General features: G+C 50.7%; 2 protein-coding genes. Both read right to left on the bottom strand.

The window, feature by feature from the left end; all coding sequences use genetic code 11:
• Nucleotides 1-332 precede the first annotated feature (332 nt).
• Entirely contained in the window at nt 333-644 is a 312-nt protein-coding gene (locus COO59_RS20490) for a contact-dependent growth inhibition system immunity protein (protein WP_103061467.1), read from the bottom strand.
• Nucleotides 641-1,077, bottom strand: a 437-nt coding sequence (locus tag COO59_RS21005) for an RNase A-like domain-containing protein (protein ID WP_338066124.1), incomplete at its 5' end; no start/stop codon positions are given. The genes COO59_RS21005 and COO59_RS20490, both read right to left, overlap by 4 nt.

The raw sequence follows: 1,077 nt of genomic DNA, 5'->3' as shown, positions 1-1,077 counted from the left end.
AGGCGTAGTTTGTCGACCAGGGCCAAAATCTGGGTCGCACATATGGTGCATTCACATCCCGCTGGTTTAGCTGCGGAATTGCACCGCAGCAGGCAGGATTTTGGCGACAGTATGATGAATTGTTACGCATTAGTAACGGGTTACCCGCTCCTGCATGTCATGCCCCTAAATTGGTTTTTGCAGCCTGCGCACCGGTTGCCAGCAACGAACTGCCGGTACCCGAACGCCCGATCTGCCTGTCACTGCTCCTGACAAAACGCGCGCAAGGATAAACCGTAGCGAGTATATAAAAAAGCCCGCTTTCGCAGGCTCATAAATTTTTTACCATCAGTCTATTGCAGTGCCGCCAGCACCCGTTGCAGGAAGCTGCGCCACGTTTCACCCCAAGGCTCTGGGGCAAATTCTCTTTCTGCCAACAGCGTCATACGGGATTCTAGCTCGCTGTCGTCTTCGGTTTTGAGCATCTCAGTAATTTCATTTTTCAGGCAACGCACCGCATCTTTACTGCGGGAGTCGCAACAGCTTTCCACTATTTCTTCGATCGTTTCTCCCCACACCTCGCGATCCTGTCCGAAATAGACACTGACCATAATGCCCAGCGATGAAAATTTACGGCGTATCCGCCATTTACGGAATCTGTTCATAGAATTTTAGGATATGCGGTTAAAATAAAATACGGTTTGCCCAGGTATTCCTGTCGTTTCAGCACGATACGAATATTGCTGACTGTACATTTGATTTGGCTACCCTGCCTGAACCCATAACCTACGGTCGTACCTGCGTTCCAGGTAAATGCCAGCACATCTTTTTCTCCGCGAGCAGTATTCGCCCAGTAAATAATTTTAAGACGGTTAGCACGCAACCCGGCGCTGATATATCGCTCTGCCTGCTCGACGCTGTAGAATGACGTTGCGGCATCAAGATCACGGCTAATCGCCAGGCGCGCCAGTAGTTTTTCATCAGTAATCGCAACGTGCTTTTTGATGGTGTGCCCGCCAATTTTCTTTACGCCTTCATGTTCCGCCAGCTTCAGCGTGCCCGCCCGAACATATTTTATCCGCGGCACGCCCCACGCCA

The sequence above is a fragment of the Mixta theicola genome (assembly GCF_002895925.1).
Classification (GTDB): Bacteria; Pseudomonadota; Gammaproteobacteria; order Enterobacterales; family Enterobacteriaceae; genus Mixta; species Mixta theicola.
The sequence above is the reverse complement of the archived record's forward strand: the minus strand, read 5'-3'. Positions and strand labels throughout refer to the sequence as shown.

What these genes read in the sequence shown, in the direction of transcription:
- COO59_RS20490 (WP_103061467.1), bottom strand. Translation starts at nt 644, where the DNA reads ATGAACAGATTCCGTAAATGGCGGATACGCCGTAAATTTTCATCGCTG.